At 70.5% G+C, this 16,966-nt stretch carries 16 protein-coding genes; 8 read left to right on the top strand and 8 right to left on the bottom strand.

The window, feature by feature from the left end; genetic code table 11:
• Positions 1 to 15: 15 nt before the first annotated feature.
• From ACWGUG_RS07305 to sufB, 3 genes are read right to left on the bottom strand one after another with little or no spacing between them, the layout of a single operon-like run.
• On the bottom strand, positions 16 to 345 hold the full coding sequence (locus ACWGUG_RS07305) for a non-heme iron oxygenase ferredoxin subunit (protein ID WP_336397869.1): 330 nt from the start codon (positions 343 to 345) through the stop codon (positions 16 to 18).
• Positions 342 to 1,529, bottom strand: coding sequence for a Fe-S cluster assembly protein SufD (sufD, locus tag ACWGUG_RS07300; RefSeq protein ID WP_452324314.1), 1,188 nt, complete (start codon positions 1,527 to 1,529; stop codon positions 342 to 344). The genes ACWGUG_RS07305 and sufD overlap by 4 nt, the downstream gene beginning before the upstream one ends.
• Entirely contained in the window at positions 1,530 to 2,948 is a 1,419-nt protein-coding gene (sufB, locus tag ACWGUG_RS07295; protein ID WP_336397867.1) for a Fe-S cluster assembly protein SufB, read from the bottom strand.
• 255 nt (positions 2,949 to 3,203) lie between these two features.
• Between sufB and ACWGUG_RS07290 the strand changes: the two genes are divergently transcribed.
• Both ACWGUG_RS07290 and ACWGUG_RS07285 read left to right on the top strand, forming a co-directional pair.
• Complete coding sequence (locus tag ACWGUG_RS07290; protein WP_336397866.1) at positions 3,204 to 4,178, top strand: COX15/CtaA family protein; 975 nt, start codon at positions 3,204 to 3,206, stop codon at positions 4,176 to 4,178.
• A gap of 94 nt (positions 4,179 to 4,272) precedes the next feature.
• Complete coding sequence (locus ACWGUG_RS07285) at positions 4,273 to 4,644, top strand: dinucleotide-utilizing enzyme (RefSeq protein WP_336397865.1); 372 nt, start codon at positions 4,273 to 4,275, stop codon at positions 4,642 to 4,644.
• 55 nt (positions 4,645 to 4,699) lie between these two features.
• Here ACWGUG_RS07285 and ACWGUG_RS07280 read toward each other — a convergent pair whose 3' ends face one another.
• Entirely contained in the window at positions 4,700 to 5,641 is a 942-nt protein-coding gene (locus tag ACWGUG_RS07280; RefSeq protein WP_336397864.1) for a heme o synthase, read from the bottom strand.
• Positions 5,642 to 5,977: 336 nt separating this feature from the next.
• Here ACWGUG_RS07280 and tkt point away from each other — a divergent pair, with 336 nt between their 5' ends.
• The 6 genes from tkt to pgl are packed head-to-tail and all read left to right on the top strand — an operon-like array spanning position 5,978 to position 14,170.
• Positions 5,978 to 8,080, top strand: a complete 2,103-nt coding sequence (tkt, locus tag ACWGUG_RS07275; RefSeq protein ID WP_378880619.1) for a transketolase — start codon at positions 5,978 to 5,980, stop codon at positions 8,078 to 8,080.
• An 18-nt stretch (positions 8,081 to 8,098) separates the two neighbouring features.
• Positions 8,099 to 9,220 (top strand): transaldolase, encoded by a 1,122-nt coding sequence (tal, locus tag ACWGUG_RS07270; RefSeq protein WP_452324313.1) that lies wholly within the window; start codon positions 8,099 to 8,101, stop codon positions 9,218 to 9,220.
• Positions 9,217 to 10,839, top strand: coding sequence for a glucose-6-phosphate isomerase (locus ACWGUG_RS07265; RefSeq protein ID WP_452324312.1), 1,623 nt, complete (start codon positions 9,217 to 9,219; stop codon positions 10,837 to 10,839). Before tal ends, ACWGUG_RS07265 begins: the two co-directional genes overlap by 4 nt.
• 14 nt (positions 10,840 to 10,853) lie before the next feature.
• Positions 10,854 to 12,404 (top strand): glucose-6-phosphate dehydrogenase, encoded by a 1,551-nt coding sequence (zwf, locus tag ACWGUG_RS07260; protein ID WP_336397860.1) that lies wholly within the window; start codon positions 10,854 to 10,856, stop codon positions 12,402 to 12,404.
• On the top strand, positions 12,401 to 13,360 hold the full coding sequence (locus ACWGUG_RS07255; RefSeq protein ID WP_336397859.1) for a glucose-6-phosphate dehydrogenase assembly protein OpcA: 960 nt from the start codon (positions 12,401 to 12,403) through the stop codon (positions 13,358 to 13,360). The genes zwf and ACWGUG_RS07255 overlap by 4 nt, the downstream gene beginning before the upstream one ends.
• A 30-nt stretch (positions 13,361 to 13,390) precedes the next feature.
• Positions 13,391 to 14,170, top strand: a complete 780-nt coding sequence (gene pgl / locus ACWGUG_RS07250) for a 6-phosphogluconolactonase (protein ID WP_452324311.1) — start codon at positions 13,391 to 13,393, stop codon at positions 14,168 to 14,170.
• 80 nt (positions 14,171 to 14,250) lie between these two features.
• Here pgl and ACWGUG_RS07245 read toward each other — a convergent pair whose 3' ends face one another.
• The 4 genes from ACWGUG_RS07245 to ACWGUG_RS07230 form a co-directional block, all read right to left on the bottom strand.
• Positions 14,251 to 14,607, bottom strand: coding sequence for an RNA polymerase-binding protein RbpA (locus ACWGUG_RS07245; RefSeq protein ID WP_378880608.1), 357 nt, complete (start codon positions 14,605 to 14,607; stop codon positions 14,251 to 14,253).
• Positions 14,607 to 14,855, bottom strand: a complete 249-nt coding sequence (gene secG / locus ACWGUG_RS07240; RefSeq protein WP_336397856.1) for a preprotein translocase subunit SecG — start codon at positions 14,853 to 14,855, stop codon at positions 14,607 to 14,609. The genes ACWGUG_RS07245 and secG overlap by 1 nt, the downstream gene beginning before the upstream one ends.
• Positions 14,856 to 14,960: 105 nt before the next feature.
• A complete protein-coding gene (gene tpiA / locus ACWGUG_RS07235) occupies positions 14,961 to 15,752 on the bottom strand; it encodes a triose-phosphate isomerase (protein ID WP_452324310.1) in 792 nt (263 codons plus the stop codon).
• On the bottom strand, positions 15,743 to 16,957 hold the full coding sequence (locus tag ACWGUG_RS07230; protein WP_336397854.1) for a phosphoglycerate kinase: 1,215 nt from the start codon (positions 16,955 to 16,957) through the stop codon (positions 15,743 to 15,745). The genes tpiA and ACWGUG_RS07230 overlap by 10 nt, the downstream gene beginning before the upstream one ends.
• Positions 16,958 to 16,966 lie beyond the last annotated feature (9 nt).

Raw genomic sequence — 16,966 nt, 5'->3', positions numbered from 1 at the left:
TGTTCAGTACCTTCTTCAGTTCACTTCGAGCTTGACGGTCGGGTCGATGAGCACGTCATCGCCGTCGACGGTGACCGCGAAGACCGGGACCGGCTCGTACGCGGGGAGGTTGAGGGGCTTTCCGGTGCGCAGCGAGAACGCCGAGCCGTGGGCCCAGCACTCGAGCGTCTCGCCGTCGACGAAGCCCTCGGACAGCGAGATGTCGCCGTGGGTGCAGACGTCGCCGATGGCGTGCACCTCGCCGTTGGAGTCGAGCACGACGGCGATGGCGACGCCGTCCACCTCGACGCGGCGGGCTTCGTCCTGGACGAGGTCGCTGAGGGCGCACACGCGCTGCGCTGTCATCGCACGACCTCCTTGGCGAGTTCAGCCTCGATCGCGGCGAACAGCTCGGACTCGAGCTCGGCGACGCCGATCTTCTGCACGATCTCCGCGAGGAAGCCGAGCACGACCAGGCGCCGTGCCTCGTCCTCGCCGATGCCGCGGGACTGCAGGTAGAACAGCTGCTCGTCGTCGAAGCGCCCGGTGGCGCTGGCGTGTCCGGCACCGCGGATGTCGCCCGTCTCGATCTCGAGGTTCGGGATCGACTCGGCGCGCGCGCCGTCGGTGAGCACCAGGTTGCGGTTGGCCTCGTACGAGTCCGTGCCGACGGCATCCGGTCCGATGAGCACGTCGCCGATCCAGACGCTGCGCGCGCCCTCCCCCTGCAGCGCGCCCTTGTACAGGACGTCGCCGCTGGTCTCGGCGCCCTTGTGGTGCAGGTACACCTGGCTCTCGAGGTGCTGACCGGCGTCGGAATAGCTGAGGCCGTACAGCTCGCCGCGCGAGCCGGTTCCGGCGAGCTCGACGCTCGGGTTGACGCGCACGACGCCGCCGCCGAAGCTGACGACCACGTGGCGGAGGGTCGCGTCGCGCTCGACGCGGGCCTGGTGGGATGCCGCGTGCACGGCGTCGTCGTCCCACTCCTGCACCGACACCAGGGTGAGATGGGCGCCGTCGCGGACGATGATCTCGACGTTCTGGGCGTGCTGCGCCGCGCCGGTGTGGCGGAACACCACGGTGGCGTGGGAGTTCGGCAGCGCCTCGACCACGACGTGGGCGTGCGCCAGCCCGCCGGTCCCCCGCAGGTTCACGACGACCGGCTCGGAGAGCTCCACGCCGGCGGGGATGCGCAGCAGCGGCGCCTCGGCCTCCTGCTTCCAGGCGATCGCGGCGGGCAGGTCCTCGGGCTGGAAGACCTCTCCGCGCGGCCGGGTGCCGTGGCCGAGCCGCTCCTGGACCAGCTCGGACGGCGCCTGGACGTCGACCTGGATCACGCCGTGGGGCGCGGGCTGGTCGGCGAACAGCGGCGCCAGGCGGCTCGTGGGGGTGTGCTTCCAGTTCACCTCACGCCCGGTCGGTGCCTCGAAGGCGGCCGGGTCGTAGGAACGGGGACGCTCGGAGCGCGTCTGCACCGGCACGAACGCACCGGCGCCATCGGAGTGGCCCTTCGCGCCGGGAATGGTGGGGGCCTCGGTGGTGGGGCTCATCTAGCCGACGGATCCTTCCATGCCCATCTCGATGAGCTTGTTGAGTTCGAGCGCGTACTCCATGGGCAGCTCGCGCGCGATCGGCTCGATGAAGCCGCGCACGATCATGGCCATGGCCTCGTCCTCGGGCAGTCCCCGGCTCATGAGGTAGAACAGCTGCTCCTCGCTGACCTTCGAGACGGTCGCCTCGTGGCCGAGCTGCACGTCGTCGACCCGGATGTCGATCGCGGGGTACGTGTCGGAGCGGGAGATCGTGTCGACCAGCAGCGCATCGCAGCGGACGGTGTTGGCCGAGTGGTGGGCGTTGGCGTCGACGCGCACCTCGCCGCGGTAGCCGGCACGGCCGCCCCCGCGGGCGATCGACTTCGAGACGATCGAGGACTGCGTGTAGGGCGCCATGTGGATCATCTTCGCGCCGGCGTCCTGGTGCTGGCCGGGTCCCGCGAAGGCGACCGACAGGGTCTCGCCCTTGGCGTGCTCGCCCATCAGGAAGATCGACGGGTACTTCATCGTCACCTTGGAGCCGATGTTGCCGTCGATCCACTCCATCGTCGCGCCCTCGTGGGCCACGGCCCGCTTGGTGACGAGGTTGTAGACGTTGTTCGACCAGTTCTGGATCGTCGTGTAGCGCACACGGGCGTTCTTCTTCACGATGATCTCGACCACGGCCGAGTGCAGCGAGTCGCTCTTGTAGATCGGGGCGGTGCAGCCCTCGATGTAGTGCACGTACGAGCCCTCGTCGGCGATGATGAGCGTCCGCTCGAACTGGCCCATGTTCTCGGTGTTGATGCGGAAGTAGGCCTGCAGCGGGATCTCGACGTGGACGCCCGGCGGGACGTACACGAACGACCCGCCCGACCACACCGCGGTGTTCAGGGCGGCGAACTTGTTGTCCCCGGCGGGGATCACGGTGCCGAAGTACTCCTCGAAGAACTCCGGGTGCTCGCGCAGCGCCGTGTCGGTGTCCATGAAGATGACGCCCTGCGCCTCGAGGTCTTCGCGGATCTGGTGGTACACCACCTCGGACTCGTACTGCGCGGCGACGCCGGCGACGAGGCGCTGACGCTCCGCCTCCGGGATGCCCAGCTTCTCGTAGGTGTTGCGGATGTCCTCGGGGAGGTCCTCCCACGACTGCGCCTGCTTCTCGGTGGAGCGCACGAAGTACTTGATGTTGTCGAAGTCGATCTCGCTGAGATCAGCCCCCCACGTGGGCATCGGCTTGCGGCCGAAGAGCTGATAGCCCTTCAGACGGGTCTTCAGCATCCACTCCGGTTCGTTCTTGAGAGCGGAGATGCCGCGCACCACGCCCTCGTCGATGCCGCGCTTCGCCACGGCGCCCGCGGCGTCGGCATCGTGCCATCCGAACTCGTAGACACCCAGGCCTTCCAGCTCCGGGCGATCGATCAGCACATCAGTCATCGTCACGTTCTCCTCCGGGCCCTGGCGGTGTCATCCGTCCCGGCATCCGTGATCTCCGGTGGAGATACCGGAGGGGGGATGCCGCTTCTCGGGCCCTCTCAAGTGGCGCCGACCATCGCGCCTAGACTGTCGGTGGTGCGCGGCGCCGAGGGCGCGCGCGACCGACCCCTCGATTCTACAGGTTCCACCCCGCCGCGGACGCGCGACGTCCGTCACACGGGGAGCGCGGAGCCTCTCCCTGGAGGCAAGACCGGCATGTCCGCGCAGCAGACCACCCAGACCGACCCCGGCCTGTGGCAGCGCTTCTGGCGCTGGCTGCCCGATCGGGTCGACCGGCGGATCCGCGTGTTCGCGTGGCTCTCGTTCCTCGCCGAGGTGATCATCATCGGCACCGGCGGCGCCGTGCGCCTCACCGGGTCGGGCCTCGGCTGCCCCACCTGGCCGCTGTGCACGGCCGACTCGCTCGTCCCCACGCCGGGGATCGACGAGGGCATCCACTCGATCATCGAGTTCGGCAATCGGCTGATGACGGGCGTCGTCGGGCTGATCGCCCTGGCGGTTCTGATCCTCCTGCTCAAGCTGCGCACGCGGCGGCGCGACCTGTACGTGCTCGCCGTGGTCGTGGTGGGCGGTGTCGCCGCGCAGGCCATCGTCGGCGGCATCACGGTGCTCACCGGGCTCAACCCGTTCATCGTCGGCTTCCACTACGTCGCGTCGCTCGCCCTGGTGTGCGTGACGGCGGCCTTCCTGGTGCGGATGTCGCAGCCCGCCGGACCGCGCGTACTGCTCGTGCCGCGCTGGCACGAGGTGCTCGCCCACGCGACCTCCCTCGCGATGGCGCTGACCATCGCCTTCGGCGTGCTGACGACCGGCGCCGGGCCGCACTCCGGCGACGCCGACGCCGGCCGCAACGGCTTCGACGCCTCGATCCTCGAGCACGTCCACGCGTGGCCGGGCTATGCGCTGTTCGCCCTCACCGTCGCTCTGCTGGTCGCGGGCCGGCGCTCGCGGACCGCGGCGCCCCGGCTGCTGCGCTGGACGGTCGTCCTGCTCGCGGTCGAGTTCGTCCAGATCGGCGTCGGCCTGTACCAGGCCAGGAACGGCCTTCCCGAACTCGCCGTCGGCGCGCACATGGTGCTGGCGGCCCTCGCCGCGGCCACGATGACCGTCGTGGTGCTGCACCTGAAGGCGCCGGAGCGGGCCGCCGCGGCCGACGCCGCCCACAGCTGATTCATAGCGCGAGGATTGGCGCCGCACGGGCGCGTTTGGGAGGGTGGGATGCCGCGGCCACCCGGGTCGCACATCCCGAGGAGTGATCGACCCTATGCCCACCCGTCCCCGTCTCATCCGCAGCATCCCGTTCTGGGGCCTTCTCGTCGTCTCGCTGGCGACGATCGCCGCCGGCTGGTTCCTCACGACCGGCGAGCTCGCCTCGATGACGACGACGCTGACCGACGGCACCGCGACCGGTGTCGACGTCTACGTCGGCCAGTCGATCGCCCAGCTCGGCGGGACCCTCATCGGCGCGGGAGTCATCGGCGTGCTGCTCACGCTGGCCGTCGCCGCCCTCTCGACGCTGCGTCCCCACCCGCCCGTCGAGGTCGTGGAGCTCACCGACCGGACCGAGTCCGAGATCGCTGACGAGTCGCCCGCCGAGGCGGAGCCGGCCGCCGAGGAGTCCGCGCTCTCGCGCTGATCGCACGTTCACGAAGAGGCCGCCCGGTAAGCCGGGCGGCCTCTTCGCGTTCCTGTCAGAACGGGAGCAGCGGGTCGACCGCGATGGCGACGAAGAGCAGCGTGAGGTACGTGATCGACGCGTGGAAGACGCGCATCGGTCGCGGCTCGGTCCCGCGCACCGCGCGGTTGTACAGAACGTGCGACTCGTAGATGAACCAGCCGCCGAACACCAGCGCCGAGACCGTGTACACCACGCCCATCCCGGCGACGGGGATGAGCAGGAGCGAGCACACCACGGTCGCCCACGCGTACAGGATCACCTGGAGCCCGACCTGCGAGCCGGCGCGCGTGGCCCCCAGCATCGGAACGTCGACCTCTTCGTACTGGTCCTTGTACTTCATCGACAGCGGCCAGTAGTGCGGCGGCGTCCACAGGAACACCAGCGCGAAGAGGATGATCGGCGGCCAGGCCAGCGAGCCGGTCACTGCGGTCCAGCCGATCACCACCGGGAAGCAGCCTGCGATGCCGCCCCACACGATGTTCTGCTCGGTGCGGCGCTTGAGGATCATCGTGTAGATCACGACGTAGAAGAAGATCGCCGCGGCGGACAGGGTCGCGGCGAGCCAGTTGGTGGTCACCCACAGCCACACCGTCGAGAACACCGCGAGCGTCCACGCGAAGATCAGCGCGCCGCGGGGCGACACCTCGCCCGTCACGAGCGGCCGGTTCACCGTGCGCTGCATGTGCGCGTCGATGTCGCGGTCGAGATACATGTTGAACGCGGCGGCCGAGCCCGCGCTCGCGGTTCCGCCGATGACGGTGGCGATGACCAGCCAGATGTCGGGGAGCCCGCCCTCGGCGAGGATCATGACCGGGACGGTGGTCACCAGCAGAAGCTCGAGGACGCGCGGCTTCATCAGGGCGATGTAGGCCCGGACGGTGCGGCCGAAGCTCTGACGCGGCCGGTGCGAACCGTCGACGAGCGCCCCGGCGCCGGCCGTCTTCGTGATGTCCATGGCCCCCGCAATCGCCGCCTGCAGAATCCTCCCAAGTCTATGTCATCGGCGTGTCGCGCCCTGCCCGCCCGCCCCCTTCCCGGTCGCGGCCCGCGGATCACATGACGCCTGCCGCGAGCGTGAGCAGAACGTGACGTCCAGGACACCGCCATGTCACAGGCGGCGACAGGGCCTTCGCAAGACTGCGTCACATAGACCTCTCGCATGGCCTCGGTGGTATACCGCTTCGCTATGCTGAGACCACGCGCGCCCGTCGCCGATTCCCCCTTCTCCGTCCGGACAAGGGCCGCGAGCCGGCCGGCTTCTGGGCGCAACCTCCTCGAGAAAGGCGGCCGGGTGTCGGAACTGCGGTGGGATGAGATCGATCGGCGCGCGGTGGACACCGCACGCGTGCTGGCAGCGGACGCGGTCGAGAAGGTGGGCAACGGCCACCCCGGCACCGCGATGAGCCTGGCGCCGGCGGCGTACCTGCTCTACCAGCGCGTGCTCCGCCACGACCCCGCCGACACCGACTGGCTGGGCCGTGACCGGTTCATCCTCTCGGCCGGGCACTCGTCGCTGACGCAGTACGTGCAGCTCTATCTGGGCGGTTTCGGGCTGGAGCTCGACGACCTGAAGGCGCTGCGCACGTGGGGCTCGAAGACCCCGGGCCACCCCGAGTACGGCCACACCAAGGGCGTCGAGATCACCACCGGCCCGCTCGGCCAGGGGCTCGCGTCGGCGGTGGGCTTCGCGTACGCGGCCCGCTACGAGCGCGGCCTGTTCGACCCGGAGGCGCCCGCGGGCGAGTCTCCGTTCGACCACTTCGTCTACGTGGTGGCCGGTGACGGCGACCTGCAGGAGGGCGTCACCAGCGAGGCGTCCTCGCTGGCGGGCCACCAGCAGCTGGGCAACCTCATCGCGATCTACGACTCCAACCAGATCTCGATCGAGGACGACACCGATGTCGCCTTCACCGAGGACGTCGCAGCGCGCTACGAGGCATACGGCTGGCACGTCCAGACCGTCGACTGGAAGAAGACCGGCGAGTACGTCGAGGACGTAGCCGAGCTGCACGCCGCGATCGAGGCCGCGCAGGGCGAGACCGACAAGCCGTCGCTCATCGTCCTGCGGACCATCATCGGCTGGCCGTCGCCCGGCAAGCAGAACACCGGCAAGATCCACGGCTCCGCCCTCGGCGCGGACGAGCTGGCCGCGACCAAGAAGGTCCTCGGCTTCGACCCCGAGCAGTCGTTCGTCGTCGCCGACGACGTGCTGGCCCGCACCCGTGCGCTGAAGGACCGCGCCGCCGAGGCGCGCGCCGCCTGGCAGGAGTCCTTCGACGCGTGGGCGAAGGCCAACCCCGAGCGCAAGGCGCTGCTGGACCGCCTGGAGGCGGGCGAGCTGCCCGCGGACGTGGCATCCGCCCTCCCCTCGTTCGAGGCGGGCAAGGACGTCTCGACCCGTGCCGCGTCGGGTGTCGTGATCAACGCACTCGCGGCGGAGCTCCCGGAGCTGTGGGGCGGCTCGGCCGACCTCGCCGAGTCCAACCTGACGACGATCAAGGACGCCAAGTCCTTCATCCCGTCCGAATGGTCGACGCACGAGTGGTCGGGCGACCGGTACGGCCGCGTGCTGCACTTCGGCATCCGCGAGCACGCGATGGGCGCGATCGTCAACGGCATCAAGCTGCACGGCCCGACGCGTCCGTTCGGCGGCACCTTCCTCATCTTCAGCGACTACATGCGCCCCTCGGTGCGTCTGGCCGCGCTGATGGACATCCCGTCGATCTTCGTGTGGACGCACGACTCCGTCGCGCTCGGCGAGGACGGGCCCACGCACCAGCCGGTCGAGCAGCTCGCGACGCTGCGCGCGATCCCGAACTTCACCGTGGTGCGCCCGGCCGACGCGAACGAGACGTCTGCGGCGTGGCTCGAGATCCTGCGCCGCCAGGGCGGGCCGTCGGGCATCGCACTGACCCGCCAGAACATCCCCGTGTTCCCGCGCGGCGAGGGCGAGGCATCCGGTGACGAATTCGCCTCGACCGCGGGCGTCGCCAAGGGCGCGTACATCCTCGCCGAGGCGCCGAACGGCACCCCCGACGTGATCCTCATCGCGACGGGCTCCGAGGTCCAGCTCGCCGTCGCCGCACGCGAGACCCTCGCCGCGGAGGGCGTGAACGCCCGCGTGGTGTCGGCCCCCTCGCTGGAGTGGTTCGACGAGCAGGACGAGGCGTACCGCGAGAAGGTCCTCCCCGCCGCGGTCAAGGCGCGCGTGTCGGTCGAGGCCGGCTCCGCGCTCACCTGGCGCGGCATCGTGGGCGACGCCGGCCGCTCGGTCGCGATCGACCACTTCGGCGCGTCGGCCGACTACAAGACCCTGTTCCAGAAGTTCGGCATCACCGCCGACGCCGTCGTCGAGGCTGCCCGCGAGACCATCGCGGCCGCCGCGGCAGAGTAAGCACGAGGAGAAGGCAGCATGAGCACCCCCACCGAGAAGCTGGTCGCCGAGGGCGTGAGCATCTGGCTCGACGACCTGTCGCGCGAGCGGATCACGTCGGGCAACCTGACCGAGCTCATCTCGATGCGCAACGTCTCCGGCGTCACGACGAACCCGACGATCTTCCAGGGCGCGATCGGCGGCGGCGGGCACGCCTACGCCGACCAGATCGGCGAGCTGGCTCGCGCCGGCGCCTCGGTCGACGACGCGATCTTCGCGGCGACGACCGACGACGTCCGCGACGCCGCCGACATCTTCCGTCCGGTCTACGACGCGACCGACGGGGTGGACGGCCGGGTCTCGATCGAGGTCTCCCCCGACCTCGCCCACGACACCGACGCCACCGTCGCCCAGGCCAAGGAGCTGTGGGCGAAGGTCGACCGCCCGAACGTGCACATCAAGATCCCCGCGACGAAGGCGGGCCTGCCCGCCATCACCGCGGTGCTCGCCGAGGGCATCTCGGTCAACGTGACGCTGATCTTCAGCCTCGAGCGGTACGCCGAGGTCATCGAGGCCTTCCTCGCGGGCCTCGAGCAGGCGCAGGCGAACGGCAAGGACATCTCGAAGATCCACTCCGTCGCGTCGTTCTTCGTCTCGCGCGTGGACACCGAGGTCGACAAGCGCCTCACGGCGATCGGCACCGACGAGGCCGCGGAGCTGAAGTCGCTCGCCGGCGTCGCCAACGCGCGACTGGCGTACGAGCTGTTCGAGAAGGAGTTCGCCACCGACCGCGCGAAGGCGCTGACGGATGCCGGCGCCCACGTCCAGCGCCCGCTCTGGGCCTCGACCGGCGTCAAGGACCCGTCGCTGCCCGACACGCTGTACGTCACCGAGCTCGTCGCCCCGGGAACCGTCAACACGATGCCCGAGAAGACGCTCGAGGCCACGTTCGACCACGGTCAGATCGCCGGCGACGCCGTCACCGGCACCTACGAGGCCGCCCACAAGGTGTTCGCGGACCTCGCGGCGGCCGGCGTCGACTTCGCCGACGTCACTCAGGTGCTCGAGGACGAGGGCGTCGACAAGTTCATCGCCTCCTGGCACGACCTCCAGGGCACCGTGAAGACCGCCCTCGAGGACGCCCTCCAGGGCACCCGATGAGCTTCGACATCCACCTGTCGGGACGCGTCAAGTCGGTCGTCGAGGAGACGCTCCCCGGCCTGGTCTCAAGCCTCGTCGCGTCGGGCATCACGGCCGCCGACGCGTCCCTGTGGGGGCCGGCCGCCGAGGACGAGGCGTCCCGGCGTCTGGGCTGGGTGGAGGCGGTCAGCGTCTCCCGCCCCCTGGTGCCGGAGATCCTCGCGCTGCGCGAGCGCCTCCGCTCGCGCGGGGTCACGCGTGTCGTGCTCGCGGGCATGGGCGGCTCGTCGCTGGCTCCCGAGGTGATCGCGCAGACCGCGGGCGTGCCGCTGGTGATCCTGGACTCGACGGCGCCGGGCCAGGTGCTCGCCGCCATCGATGGCGACGCCGAGAGCGGCGACCTCACGCGGACGGCGCTCGTGGTGTCGTCCAAGTCGGGATCGACCATCGAGACGGACTCGGCCAAGCGGGCCTTCGAGGCGGCGTTCCGCGACCTGGGCATCGACCCGGCCGAGCGGATCGTCGTGGTCACCGACCCGGGCTCCCCGCTGGACGAGTCCGCGCGCGCCGACGGCTACACGGTGTTCAACGCCGACCCGACGGTCGGCGGGCGCTACTCCGCACTCACCGCGTTCGGCCTGGTGCCGGCCGGTCTCGCCGGCGCCGACATCGCCGAGCTGCTCGACGAGGCCGAGGCGTCGCTCCTCGAGGTGGCGATCGACAGCCCCGACAACCCGGCGCTGGTCCTGGCCGCCGCGATCGCCGGCGACGAGCCGCGCCGCGACAAGCTCGGTCTCGTCACCGACGGCACCCACATCGAGGGGCTGCCGGATTGGATCGAGCAGCTCGTCGCCGAGTCCACCGGCAAGGACGGGACCGGTGTGCTGCCGGTCGTCATGCTGCCGGTCTCCCCCGAGGTCGAGACCCGGCCGGACGATGTGCAGATCGTGCGCTTCGTCGACGAGGCCAAGCAGTTCCACCTCTTCGAGCACCACGAGGGCGAGGTCCTCGTGAGCGGCTCGCTCGGCGCGCAGTTCGTCGTGTGGGAGTACGCCACGGCGATCGTCGGCCGGATGCTGGGGATCAACCCCTTCGACCAGCCCGACGTCGAGTCCGCCAAGGTCGCCGCGCGAGGTCTGCTCGACGCACGGCCCGAGCCCACCGCCCCCGCGTTCTCGGCGGAGGGCGTCGAGGTCCGCGTGTCCGACCCCGCTCTGGCGGCATCCGGGACCGTCGCCGGCGTCCTGGACGCGCTCTGGGCGCGGATCCCGGCGGGCGGCTACGTCGCCATCCACGCCTACGTCAACCGCCTCGAGCTGCCGCAGCTCTCGGGACTGCGCGAGCTCGTCGCCGCGGACTCCGGCCGGCCCACCACCTTCGGATGGGGACCCCGGTTCCTGCATTCGACCGGCCAGTACCACAAGGGCGGACCGGCGAACGGCGTCTTCCTCCAGATCCTCGAGCAGACCGACGTCGATCTCGAGATCCCCGGCCGGCCGTTCACCTTCGGCCAGCTCATCCAGGCGCAGGCCGCCGGCGATGCGAGCGTGCTCGCCGAAGGCCATGACCGCCCGGTCGTCACCCTCACCCTGACCGATCCCCAGATCGAAGTGCTCTCGCTCTTCGAAGCGGCCCAGTAGGAGCTCACCGCCCCATGACCGTCGAGATTGCGCGCGGGCACAACCCGCTGCGCGACCCCGAAGACCGTCGCCTCAACCGCATCGCCGGCCCGAGCGCGCTCGTCATCTTCGGCGTCACGGGAGACCTCTCCCGCAAGAAGCTCATGCCCGCCGTCTACGACCTCGCCAACCGCGGTCTGCTGCCCCCCGGGTTCGCCCTGGTGGGCTTCGCCCGCCGCGACTGGGAGGACCAGGACTTCGCCAAGGTCGTCTACGACGCGGTGCGCCAGCACGCGCGCACCGAGTTCCGCGAGGAGACCTGGCAGCAGCTGCTGCAGGGCATCCGGTTCGTGTCCGGGGAGTTCGACGACCCCGACGCGTTCCGGCGCCTGCGCGAGACCGTCGACAAGCTCGACACCGAGCGCGGCACGATGGGCAACCACGCGTTCTACCTGTCGATCCCGCCCAAGGCGTTCCCGCTCGTCGCCGAGCAGCTGAAGGCATCCGGCCTCGTCGACGACACCGCCGACCGGCCGGACCGCTGGCGCCGCGTGGTCATCGAGAAGCCGTTCGGCCATGACCAGGAGTCCGCGCGCGCACTCAACGACGTGCTGCGCTCGGCGTTCCCGACGGACTCGATCTTCCGCATCGACCACTACCTCGGCAAGGAGACGGTCCAGAACATCCTGGCGCTGCGCTTCGCCAACGAGCTGTACGAGCCGATCTGGAACCGCAACTACGTCGACCACGTGCAGATCACCATGGCCGAGGACATCGGGGTGGGCGGACGCGCGGGCTACTACGACGGCGTCGGCGCGGCACGCGACGTCATCCAGAACCACCTGCTGCAGCTCATGGCGCTGACGGCGATGGAGGAGCCCATCTCGTTCGAGGCCAAGGACCTCCGCGCCGAGAAGGAGAAGGTCCTCGCGGCCGTCACGCTCCCCGCGGACCTCGCGCGCTCGACCGCGCGCGGGCAGTACGCGGGCGGCTGGCAGGGCGGCGAGAAGGTGCTGGGCTTCCTCGAGGAGGACGGCATGAACCCGCACTCCACCACCGAGACGTACGCCGCGGTGACCCTCGAGGTGAACACCCGCCGCTGGGCGGGCGTGCCGTTCTACCTCCGCACCGGCAAGCGCCTCGGGCGGCGGGTGACCGAGATCGCCGTGGTGTTCAAGCGCGCGCCCGAGCTCCTGTTCCCGCGCAGCCAGACCTCGGGACAGGGGCAGAACGCCCTGGTCATCCGCGTGCAGCCCGACGAGGGCGTCACGATCCGCTTCGGCTCGAAGGTGCCGGGTGCCGGCGCCCAGGTGCGCGACGTCACGATGGACTTCGGCTACGGCCACGCCTTCACCGAGGCGAGCCCCGAGGCTTATGAGCGACTCATCCTCGACGTGCTGCTCGGCGACCCGCCGCTGTTCCCGCGGCACGAAGAGGTCGAACTGTCGTGGAAGATCCTCGACCCCATCGAGCGCTTCTGGGACGCTCAGGGCGGTCCGCTCGAACAGTACTCGCCCGGGTCGTGGGGCCCGGCATCCGCGGACGAGATGCTCGCCCGCGACGGACGGAGCTGGAGGCGCCCGTGATCGTCGATCTTCCCGACACCACCGTCAGCAAGATCTCCCGCGCACTGGTCAACGTGCGCGAGGAGGGCGGCGCGGTCGCGCTCGGCCGTGTGCTGACCCTCATCATCCTGACCCGCGAGGGCGCCGTCGAAGAGGTCATCGAGGCCGCCAACGACGCGTCCCGCGAGCACCCCATGCGCGTGATCGTGCTGATGATCGCCGACGGCTACGACGAGGATCCGCGCCTGGACGCGCAGATCCGCGTGGGCGGCGACGCGGGGGCGAGCGAGGTCGTCACGCTCCGCGCGTTCGGCGACGCCGGGCGCTCGAACCTCGAGAGCCTCGTCACCGGACTGCTGCTGCCGGACGCGCCGGTGGTGGTCTGGTGGCCGAACCGCACGCCCGCCCACATCTCGAAGACCTCGATCGGCCGCATCGCACAGCGACGGATCACGGATGCCGCCGCGCAGGCCGACCCGTCGGCGTGGGTCGCGGACCTCGGCGAGCAGTACGCGCCCGGTGACACCGACCTCGCGTGGACGCGTCTGACGCGGTGGCGCGAGCAGCTCGCCGCGATCCTCGACCAGCCGCCGTACGAGCCCGTGCTCAGCGTGCGGGTGCGCGGCGCATCGGACTCGCCGTCCACCGCGCTGCTCGCGGCCTGGCTGCGGCTCACCCTCGACGTGCCGGTCGACTGGGCGTACCTCGATCCCGAGGAGTGGCCGCACGGCATCAAGTCGGTGGCACTCGTCCGCCCCAGCGGCGAGGTGCTGCTGGAGCGTCCGACGCCCGGTGTCGCGATCCTGACGCAGCCGGGGCAGCCGAGCCACGAGCTGGCTTTCCCGCGCCGCACGCTGCGCGAGTGCCTCGCCGAGGAGCTCCGTCGCCTGGACCCGGACCTCCTGTATGGTCGAGTCATCACGGAGGGCTGGGACCTGCTCGACTCTCCGGCGACGAAGGAGACGCTGGCCAGATGAGCGACGTGCGGGTGACGGACGGGATTGCGAATGCCTGAAGGCTGGGCCGAGAAGCGCGTCATCATCAGTCCTGATCCCGCGGCACTCGCCGAGTCGGTCGCTCCGCGCTTCCTGAGCCGCGTGGCCAAGCGGGTCGACGAGGGCAAGCTCGCCCACGTCTCCCTCACCGGCGGATCGATGGGGGCCGCGGTGCTCGCCGTCGCAGCCCGCAGCCCGCGCGTGGCCGACATCGACTGGTCGCGCGTGCACTTCTGGTGGAGCGACGAGCGGTTCGTGCCGCGCGGGCACGCCGACCGCAACGACGCACCGGCGCGCGCGGCGTTCCTCGACGCCCTCGACATCCCGGCCGGCAACATCCACTCGCCCTTGGGCAGCGACGACGGCGCCGATCTCGACGCCGCTGTCGCCGCGTACGCCGAGGAGCTCGCCGCGTTCCCCGGCAGCGAGGGTGCCTGGCCGTCGTTCGACGTCTGCTTCCTCGGCGTCGGCCCGGACGGGCACATCGCCTCGCTGTTCCCCGATCGAGCCGAGATCCAGATCACCGATCGCGCGGTGGTCCCCGTGCGCGACTCCCCCAAGCCGCCGCCGGAGCGCATCTCGATGACCCGCCCGGTCATCAACAGCTCCAAGCGCGTGTGGCTCGTCCTCGCCGGCGCCGACAAGGCCGCCGCACTGGGCCTCGCGCTCGCCGGGGCGAGCTACGCCAGCGTGCCCGCCGCCGGCGCGAAGGGCCGCAAGCGCACGACCTTCTTCGTCGACGAGGCCGCTGCCTCGCAGGTTCCGCCCGAGCTCATCGACCGGGAGTACTGACGCGGCTCGGATCACATGCGAGCGCATAGGCGAGAAGAGCGGATGCCGTCGGCATCCGCTCTTCTTGTCTGTTCAGGAGGTCACTCCTGGCCGCGACGCTCGCGCAGCTGCTTGAGGGCGTCCTCGAGGAGGCTCTCGGCCTCCTCCTCGGTACGACGCTCCTTCACATAGGCCAGGTGCGTCTTGTACGGCTCGGTCTTGGCGACCGCGGGCGGGTTGTCCTTGTCTCGACCGGCGGGAAGACCCGAGTGCGGCGAGTCGATGATCTCGGGGATCTCCTCCTCGGGGATGCCCGCGGCGAAGTGGCGCACCGTCTCGTTGCCCAGGGCGTCCCAGTACGAGATCGCGATGCGCTCCGCGTGGAAGCCGTGGTCCTGTTCGCCCATCGGGCCCGCGCCGACGCGGGTGCCGCGGATCGCGTTGCCTCCGGTCGCCATCAGAGGGCCTGGAACTTCGTGATCAGGCCGAGCGCGACGATCGAGGCGAACCACGCCAGGGCGAGGACCACCGTGAACCGGTTGAGGTTGCGCTCAGCGAGCCCGGACGAGCCGAGGGCCGAGGTCATGCCGCCGCCGAACATGTCGGACAGGCCGCCACCGCGTCCCTTGTGGAGCAGGATGAGGAGGGTCAGCAGGAGACTCGTGATGCCGAGAAGCACCTGCAGGACGAACTCGAGGATCTGCACAGTCGTTGAAGCCTTTCGCTGCGATCGGTCGCCGATCGCACAAGGGTCAAGTATACGTGTCGGCCGACGGACCGCGAGGAGCCCCGCGGTCCGCCGGCCACGGCGTCAGACGCCGACGTGCTTCTGGTACCGGATGATGGCGGCGAACTCGTCGACGACGAGGCTCGCACCGCCGACGAGGGCGCCGTCGACATCGGGCTCGCGCATGAAGCTTGCGATGTTGGCCGCCTTGACGGACCCGCCGTAGAGCACACGGGTGCGGGCCGCGGCATCCGCCCCGAGCTTGTCCGCGATGACGTCGCGCAGCTTGGCGCAGACGTCCTGCGCCTGCTCCGGCGTCGCGGCCTGACCCGAGCCGATGGCCCACACCGGCTCGTAGGCGACGACGATGTCGGCGTCGGGCTTCAGGCCCTCCAGCGCGATGGACAGCTGGCTGACCGGAACGGCGCTCGCACCGAACTTCTCGAGATCCTCGCTGGTCTCGCCGACGCAGATCACCGGGACGAGCCCGTGCTTGATCGCCGCCTTCACCTTCGAGGCCACGACCTCGTCGGTCTCGGCGTGGTACTGGCGCCGCTCGGAGTGGCCGATGATGACGTAGCGCGCGTCGAGCTTCGCCAGGAACGCGCCCGAGACCTCGCCGGTGTAGGCGCCGGAGTCGTGCGTCGACACGTCCTGCGCGCCGAGCGCGAACGGGATCTTGTCGGCGTCGAGGAGCGTCTGCACGGTGCGCAGGTCGGTGAAGGGCGGGAAGACCGCGACCTCGACCGACGCGTCGTCGTGCTTGGCGTCCTTGAGCGTCCAGTGCAGCTTCTGCACGAACGCGACCGCCTGCAGGTGGTCGAGGTTCATCTTCCAGTTGCCCGCGATGAGCGGGGTTCGCGTGCTCACTGCCATCCGAGGACCTCCAGTCCGGGGAGCTTCTTGCCCTCGAGGAACTCGAGGCTGGCGCCGCCGCCGGTCGAGATGTGACCGAACGCGTCGTCGGCGAATCCGAGCTGGCGGACCGCCGCGGCGGAATCGCCGCCGCCGACGACGGACAGGCCGTCGACCGCGGTGAGCGCCTGAGCGACAGCCTTCGTGCCCGCGGCGAAGGGGGCGAGTTCGAACACGCCCATCGGACCGTTCCAGAACACCGTCTTCGAGTCGCGGACCAGCGCGGCGAAGCGCTCGCCCGTCTCGGGTCCGATGTCCAGTCCCAGGCCGGATGCCGCGAACGGCGTCTCCTCGATCGCGTCGGCCCTGGTCACCACGTGCTCCGCGTCGGCGCCGAACTTCGAGGCGACGACGACATCGGTGGGCAGCACGAGCTCGACTCCGGACTCCTCGGCACGCGTCATGTACTCGCGCACGGTGTCGAGCTGGTCGGCCTCGAGGAGGCTCGACCCGACCTTGTGCCCCTGCGCGGCGAGGAAGGTGAACAGCATCCCCCCGCCGATGAGCAGCCGGTCCACCCGCGGCAGCAGGTGGTCGATGACGCCGAGCTTGTCGCTGACCTTCGAGCCGCCGAGCACGACCGTGTAGGGGCGCTCGGGGTTCTCGGTGAGGCGGTCGAGGACGTCGACCTCCTTCTCGATGAGGAAGCCGGCGGCCGAAGGGAGGATCTCGGCGAGATCGTAGACGGACGCCTGCTTGCGGTGCACGACGCCGAAGCCGTCGGACACGAGGACGTCGCCCAGGGCGGCCAGCTCCTCCGCGAAGGCACGGCGTGTGGCGTCGTCCTTCGCGGTCTCGCCGGCGTTGAACCGCAGGTTCTCGATGATCGCCACGTCGCCGTCCTCGAGCGCGGCGACGGCCTCATGAGCCGACTCCCCCACGGTGTCCCGCGCGAAGGCGACGGGCTTGCCGAGGAGCTCCGACAGGCGCTGCGCCACCGGCGCGAGGCTGTACTTCGGGTCGGGCGCGCCGTCGGGGCGGCCGAGGTGCGAGCAGACGATGACGCGGGCGCCCTGGTTGATGAGGGCGTTCAGCGTGGGGAGCGTGGCCCGCACACGGCCATCGTCCGTGATGACCGCGTCCTTGAGGGGGACGTTGAGGTCAGCACGGACGATGACGCGCTTGCCGGCCAGCGAACCCAGCGAGTCGAGGGTGCGCAGAGCCATGGTGATCGC

The organism is Microbacterium sp. NPDC055455 (assembly GCF_053619935.1).
The sequence above is the reverse complement of the archived record's forward strand: the minus strand, read 5'-3'. Positions and strand labels throughout refer to the sequence as shown.

What these genes read in the sequence shown, in the direction of transcription:
- ACWGUG_RS07305 (WP_336397869.1), bottom strand. Translation starts at nt 345, where the DNA reads ATGACAGCGCAGCGCGTGTGCGCCCTCAGCGACCTCGTCCAGGACGAA.
- sufD (WP_452324314.1), bottom strand. Translation starts at nt 1,529, where the DNA reads ATGAGCCCCACCACCGAGGCCCCCACCATTCCCGGCGCGAAGGGCCAC.
- sufB (WP_336397867.1), bottom strand. Translation starts at nt 2,948, where the DNA reads ATGACTGATGTGCTGATCGATCGCCCGGAGCTGGAAGGCCTGGGTGTC.
- ACWGUG_RS07290 (WP_336397866.1), top strand. Translation starts at nt 3,204, where the DNA reads ATGTCCGCGCAGCAGACCACCCAGACCGACCCCGGCCTGTGGCAGCGC.
- ACWGUG_RS07285 (WP_336397865.1), top strand. Translation starts at nt 4,273, where the DNA reads ATGCCCACCCGTCCCCGTCTCATCCGCAGCATCCCGTTCTGGGGCCTT.
- ACWGUG_RS07280 (WP_336397864.1), bottom strand. Translation starts at nt 5,641, where the DNA reads ATGGACATCACGAAGACGGCCGGCGCCGGGGCGCTCGTCGACGGTTCG.
- tal (WP_452324313.1), top strand. Translation starts at nt 8,099, where the DNA reads ATGAGCACCCCCACCGAGAAGCTGGTCGCCGAGGGCGTGAGCATCTGG.
- ACWGUG_RS07265 (WP_452324312.1), top strand. Translation starts at nt 9,217, where the DNA reads ATGAGCTTCGACATCCACCTGTCGGGACGCGTCAAGTCGGTCGTCGAG.
- zwf (WP_336397860.1), top strand. Translation starts at nt 10,854, where the DNA reads ATGACCGTCGAGATTGCGCGCGGGCACAACCCGCTGCGCGACCCCGAA.
- pgl (WP_452324311.1), top strand. Translation starts at nt 13,391, where the DNA reads ATGCCTGAAGGCTGGGCCGAGAAGCGCGTCATCATCAGTCCTGATCCC.
- ACWGUG_RS07245 (WP_378880608.1), bottom strand. Translation starts at nt 14,607, where the DNA reads ATGGCGACCGGAGGCAACGCGATCCGCGGCACCCGCGTCGGCGCGGGC.
- tpiA (WP_452324310.1), bottom strand. Translation starts at nt 15,752, where the DNA reads ATGGCAGTGAGCACGCGAACCCCGCTCATCGCGGGCAACTGGAAGATG.
- ACWGUG_RS07230 (WP_336397854.1), bottom strand. Translation starts at nt 16,957, where the DNA reads ATGGCTCTGCGCACCCTCGACTCGCTGGGTTCGCTGGCCGGCAAGCGC.